The organism is Methylibium sp. (assembly GCF_013817365.1).
In the GTDB taxonomy this organism is placed as follows: Bacteria; Pseudomonadota; Gammaproteobacteria; order Burkholderiales; family Burkholderiaceae_C; genus Methylibium.
Map to the genome: position 1 here is coordinate 1 of NZ_JACDCU010000317.1, position 4,959 is coordinate 4,959.

General features: G+C 68.1%; 4 protein-coding genes. 1 reads left to right on the plus strand and 3 read right to left on the minus strand.

Features of this window, described 5'->3' with window-relative positions:
• The 3 genes from H0W38_RS16530 to H0W38_RS16540 form a co-directional block, all read right to left on the minus strand.
• A partial coding sequence (locus tag H0W38_RS16530) for an aconitase X catalytic domain-containing protein (protein ID WP_292456073.1) occupies window positions 1–1,030 on the minus strand: 1,030 nt, incomplete at its 3' end.
• Between the two features lie 84 nt (window positions 1,031–1,114).
• Window positions 1,115–2,119, minus strand: coding sequence for a tripartite tricarboxylate transporter substrate binding protein (locus tag H0W38_RS16535; protein ID WP_292456075.1), 1,005 nt, complete (start codon window positions 2,117–2,119; stop codon window positions 1,115–1,117).
• Window positions 2,120–2,131: 12 nt separating this feature from the next.
• A complete protein-coding gene (locus H0W38_RS16540; protein ID WP_292456078.1) occupies window positions 2,132–2,923 on the minus strand; it encodes a GntR family transcriptional regulator in 792 nt (263 codons plus the stop codon).
• A 260-nt stretch (window positions 2,924–3,183) separates the two neighbouring features.
• Between H0W38_RS16540 and H0W38_RS16545 the strand changes: the two genes are divergently transcribed.
• On the plus strand, window positions 3,184–4,959 hold a 1,776-nt coding region (locus tag H0W38_RS16545), incomplete at its 3' end, for a PAS domain S-box protein (RefSeq protein WP_292456080.1).

The following is a 4,959-nucleotide window of genomic DNA, read 5'->3' on the forward strand; positions in this document are numbered from 1 at the left end:
GCACCTGACCGCCGGCGGCCTCGATGCGCCCGGTGATGCCGAAGCGGTCCGCATCGGGCTTGACCTGCGGGCTGGTCACCGCCAGCAGCGGCCGGACGAAGCGCCGTCCCTCGCACAGATCGGCCAGCTGGCGCAGTTCGTACAGGCTGAGCTGCGGAGCGGAAAACACCACCACGTCGATCTCGTCGTCGACCGCGTACGAAGCCTGCAAGGCCTTCACTTCGGCTTGGCCGATCCGATGCGACACCGGCAGCTTGTCGCCGCCCACGTCCTCGAGCCGCGAAGCCTCGGGCGTGACGCCGACGAGGTGGAAAAGCGCAATGGAGCCGAAGCTCGCCATGGCCGCGCCGAAATGCTTGAGCGCATCGGAGCCCGGATAGCCCTGCAGCCCCTCGACGACGGGCACCGACCAGTAGTTGCCCGCCAGCCGGCCGATCACGCCGCCCAGTGCACCCCAGTCGTTGAGGCTCTGCGGCGTCCAGTCCACCTGAAAGCGAATGGTCGCCTGGCGATGCGCGTCGAGGTGAAAGCCGTAGCGCGGCGTGCGCCCCGTGAGCCCGGCCGACAGCGCCGACGGCCCGCCCTCGAAGTTGGAGCGTGCGCCGCAGATCGAATTGGAATAGATCACCACGCCGGTATCGCCGAAGGCAAGGTGCTCACCCCGGGTGGGCGCCTGGATGGTCTGGTAGTTGATGCAGGTGTCGGTCATCGACACGCCCAGCTTGACGAACGCATCGATCGTCCGGCGCTCCAGCGTGAGCATCCAGGGCGCCTGCCTGAGCATGCCGGCCTTGGCGAAGTCGGTGCCGCGCGGATCGGTGATGGTCGGGATGCACACGGCGTCGCGGCTGTCGCCGTGCCCGGAAAGCGATTCCAGCCAGCGCACGCCGGCTTCGCCCAGGCTTTCGGTGTCGGCCATGATGTGGGCCTGCGTGACCGGCACGAAATCTTCGGCGCCGAAGAAGTCGCCGACCTTGATCTGGTGTTCGATGGCCACGCGGGCCGCGCGCCCCAGTTTGCCGGCGAGCATGGCTTGTTCTTGCTCGTTGAGCCTCATGCGGATCCTCGGTCGCTTGTTTCGGGGTGTCGCGTCGACAGGGAGTGGTTCACGCCATCAGCCCAGTGAAACACCGGACTCGCGCACGGCGCGGCCCCACTTTTCCAGCTCCGCTTTCTGGAACTCGGCAAAGCTCTGTTTCGCGGCCACCGCCGGCTCTACGCCCAACTCGATCAGGTGCTTGCCGTAGGCATCGGAGGCAACGATCCGCTTGATCTCATTCGACAGCTTCGTTCTGATCTCGGCCGGCAGCCCCGCAGGAGCGAAGAGAGCCCACCAGGCCGTGGCCTCGAAGTCCTTCAAGCCCGCTTCGGAAACGCTGGCCGTCTGCTCGAGCACCGGCGAGCGCTGGCGGCTGCTGACCGCGAGCGCCCTCAGCTTGCCGGCACGCACGTGCTGCAGCACCGACTGCACGGGATCGAACATCAAGGGGATCTGCGCACCGAGCAGGTCGTTGAGCGCTGGGGCGCTGCCCTTGTAGGGCACGTGCTTGAACTCGACACCTGCCGCCTTGGCGAACATTTCGCCGGTGAGGTGACCCGGCGTTCCGTTACCCGCCGACCCGAAATTGATGGTGCCCGGCTCGCGCTTTGCCGCAGCGATCAGCTCGGCAACGCTCTTGTACGGCGCCGAGGGATGCACCACGATCGCCACGGGCGCGGAGGCGACGAGGCCCAGCGCGGTGAAGTCCTCGACCGGGTGGTAGGGCAGCTTGCGATACAGGCTCGGGTTGATGGCATGCGTGCCCACCGTGCCCATCAGGATGGTGTAGCCGTCGGCCGGCGCCTTGGCCACGATGTCGGCGCCGATGGAGCCGCCCGCACCACCACGGTTATCGACGATCACCTGCTGGCCGAGGGCCTCCGAAAGCATCGCCGCGATCGGCCGGGCCACGATGTCGGTCGGCCCACCCGCGGGAAACGGCACCACCATGCGGATGGGGTGCGTCGGGAACGACTGCGCGAACGACGGGCCCGCGAGAACGACCACCGCGGTGCCCGCTGCCGCGGCGAGAACGCGGCGCCGGTCGAAATCGGGATGATCAGGGTGCTGTTCAGACATCTTGGCCTCTCTTCATTCGGGGATCGGCACCGGGGCCGAGGGAAGTGATACGCGGTGCACCGAGCGCGCGAGCTCCAGCGCGCCCAGCACCCGCAGCCGGAACTCGTAGCGTTCGGGGACGATGTGAATGCGCATGAACTCGCAGGCGCGCTGGTCCTGCGAAAACGAAGTGCGCTCCATGACGAGCGCCTGCTCGGAAGTTTTCAGGCCGAGCAGCTTGCCGATCGCCCGGGGCGGGCGCTGGCAGCGGATCGTGACTTCGGCGCGGGCCACGCGCAGGCCGAGGTACTCCTGCAGGATCTGGTAGACGGTCAGGTGCTCCGCGCGCTTTTCACCGAGGGCTGCGGCCTCGGTCGGCAAATAGCCGATCACGACCGCGAAGGCGCGCTCGTCGACGCTGTACAGACGCTGCAGCCTCACCGGCAGGTCCAGCGCGACGGGACGCTGCTCGTCGAGCGCTCCGGCATCGGGCGAGAACTCGAGCAGCCGCGTCTGCGGCTCGATGCCCTGGCTGCGAAGGGCGTCGTAGAAGCCCTGCAGTGCATCGAGATCGTGTTGCAGCACGCGGCCCAGCACGAACGTGCCCTTCCCGCGCTTCGCCACGACCTTGCCGTGCTTGTGCAGCACGGCGGTGGCCTGCCTGACCGTGACCCGGCTGACGCCGAAGCGAGCCATCAGAACCGATTCGGTGTCGAGCTTGCTGCCCGGCGCGAGCACGCCGGTGTCGATCTCGCGCTGCAGTCGTTCGGCCAGTTGCCTGTACAGCGGCTCTGGGCTGCTGCGGATCAAGGAGGGGGCTGGCACCGGGCCGGATTTGCGTGCGCCGCCCGGCGAGAGGGAAGGGAGTTTGGACATAGATTGTCTTAATACGTATTGCAACTATTGCGCCGGACGGGGTGGCCGTCAACTGCGGGAAACCCCGTCACGCGCTTGCCGTTGTGCCGCCCGTCGAATTCGGCCGGTTCACGGCGCCCCTACACTCGCATCCGACCCGCCTGCGCGGTCCGCCGGACCTGTCCGGCCGCGCTTGCTTGGCAGACGACGCCACGCGCAACGAGGATGCAATGACAACCAGCAGTCGAGTCAACGTCCTGCTCGTCGCCAACGAGCGCGGCAACCTTCTCGCGCTTCGGACGGTGCTCGGGGAGCTGGCTGAAAACCTCGTTTGCGCAAGCTCCGCCGAGCAGGCCCTGAGCCAAGTCGGCGCCACCGATTTCGCGGCGATCCTGATCGACGTTCGCAGCCCTGCGATGAGCGCCTTCGAGACGGCCCGGCTGATCCGCTCGCAGCCCGGCTCGAAGGCCACGCCGATCCTCTTCCTCACCGGCGCCGACACGCCGGAGTTTTCCGTCGAGGACGCTTGTGCGCTCGGGGCGGTCGATTTCGTCGCCGAGCCGCTCGTGCCCGCCGTACTCGAGTGCAAGGTCGCCGTGTTCGTCGAGCTTGCCCGCAGCAGGGCAGCAGGCCGGTCGGCCGAGCGGCAGGCCGTCGAGGCAGCGTTCAGCCGCCAAAAGGAGCTTTTTAAAACCACGCTGCAGAGCATCGGCGACGCGGTGATCGCCACGGATTCACAGCGCCGCGTGAGCTTCCTGAATTTGGAGGGGGAACGACTGACCGGGTGGAGCCGCAGCGAGGCCCTCGGTCAAGACCTCGACACCGTGTTCGTCATCGTGAACGAGGAAACCCGCAAGAAGGTGGAGTGCCCGGTCGACAAGGTGCTGCGAACCGGACGCGTCGTCGGCCTGGCGAACCACACGGTGCTGATCGCCCGGGACGGCACCGAGCGGCCGATCGACGACTCGGCCGCGCCGATCCGGGGCGAGTCGGGCTACGTGCATGGGGTCGTCCTCGTGTTTCGCGACATCACCGAAAAGCACGAAGCCGCGAAGAAGCTCGAAGAGGCCCACGCGGCACTCGAACGCCGGGTCGATGAGCGAACGGCCGAGCTCGCCAACGAGCGCGCTTTCCTCGCCGCCGTGCTCGAAGCCGTCGAGGACGGCATCGTGGCCTGCAGCGCGGACGGCGTGCTGACACTCTTCAACCGGGCGACGCGCCAGTTGCACGGGCTGCCGGAGCAGCCCCTGCCCGCCGATCGGTGGGCCGACTACTACGACCTCTACCGCGCGGACGGCACGACTCCCTTGCCGACGCACGAGATCCCGCTGCGCCGCGCGCTGCAGGGCGAACTCGTGCGCGACGCGGAGATGGTGATCGCGCCCAAGGGCGGCGGCACGCCTCGCACGCTGCTGGCGAGCGGGCGATCGTTCGCCGACGCCGGCGGCCGCAAACTCGGCGCCGTGGTTTCGATGCACGACGTCACGGCCCGTCACGAGGCGCAGGCCGCGCGCGAGGCGACCGTGCGCGAGCAGGTGCGACGGCAGGAGACGGAAGCCGCGGCCGAACGGCTGCGCCAGAGCAAGGAGCGGTTCGAGCTGCTTCTCGATTCGTCAGGCGAGGGCATCGTCGGCATGGAGTCGGATGGCAGCTGCACGTTCGTCAACGGCGCTGCGGCAGCGATGCTCGGCTACCGGCCGCAGGAGCTGCTGGGCCGATCCGTGCGCGACGTCATCCGCCCCTGGCGAGCCGATGGGTCGGCCCAAGGGCAAGCCGATGACACGATCGAGCGAGCCGCTCGCGACGCCACGGCCATCCGGGTCGACGACGCGCTGTTCCAGCACAAGGACGGCCCGCCGGTCCCGGTGTCCTATTCGGTGAACCCGATGACCGTCGGCGGCCAGAACACGGGAGCCGTGATCACCTTCACCGACATCACGCAACGCAAACGCGCCGAGGAGGAGTTGCGAACGAGCGAGGCGCGCTACCGCACCTTGTTCGAGACC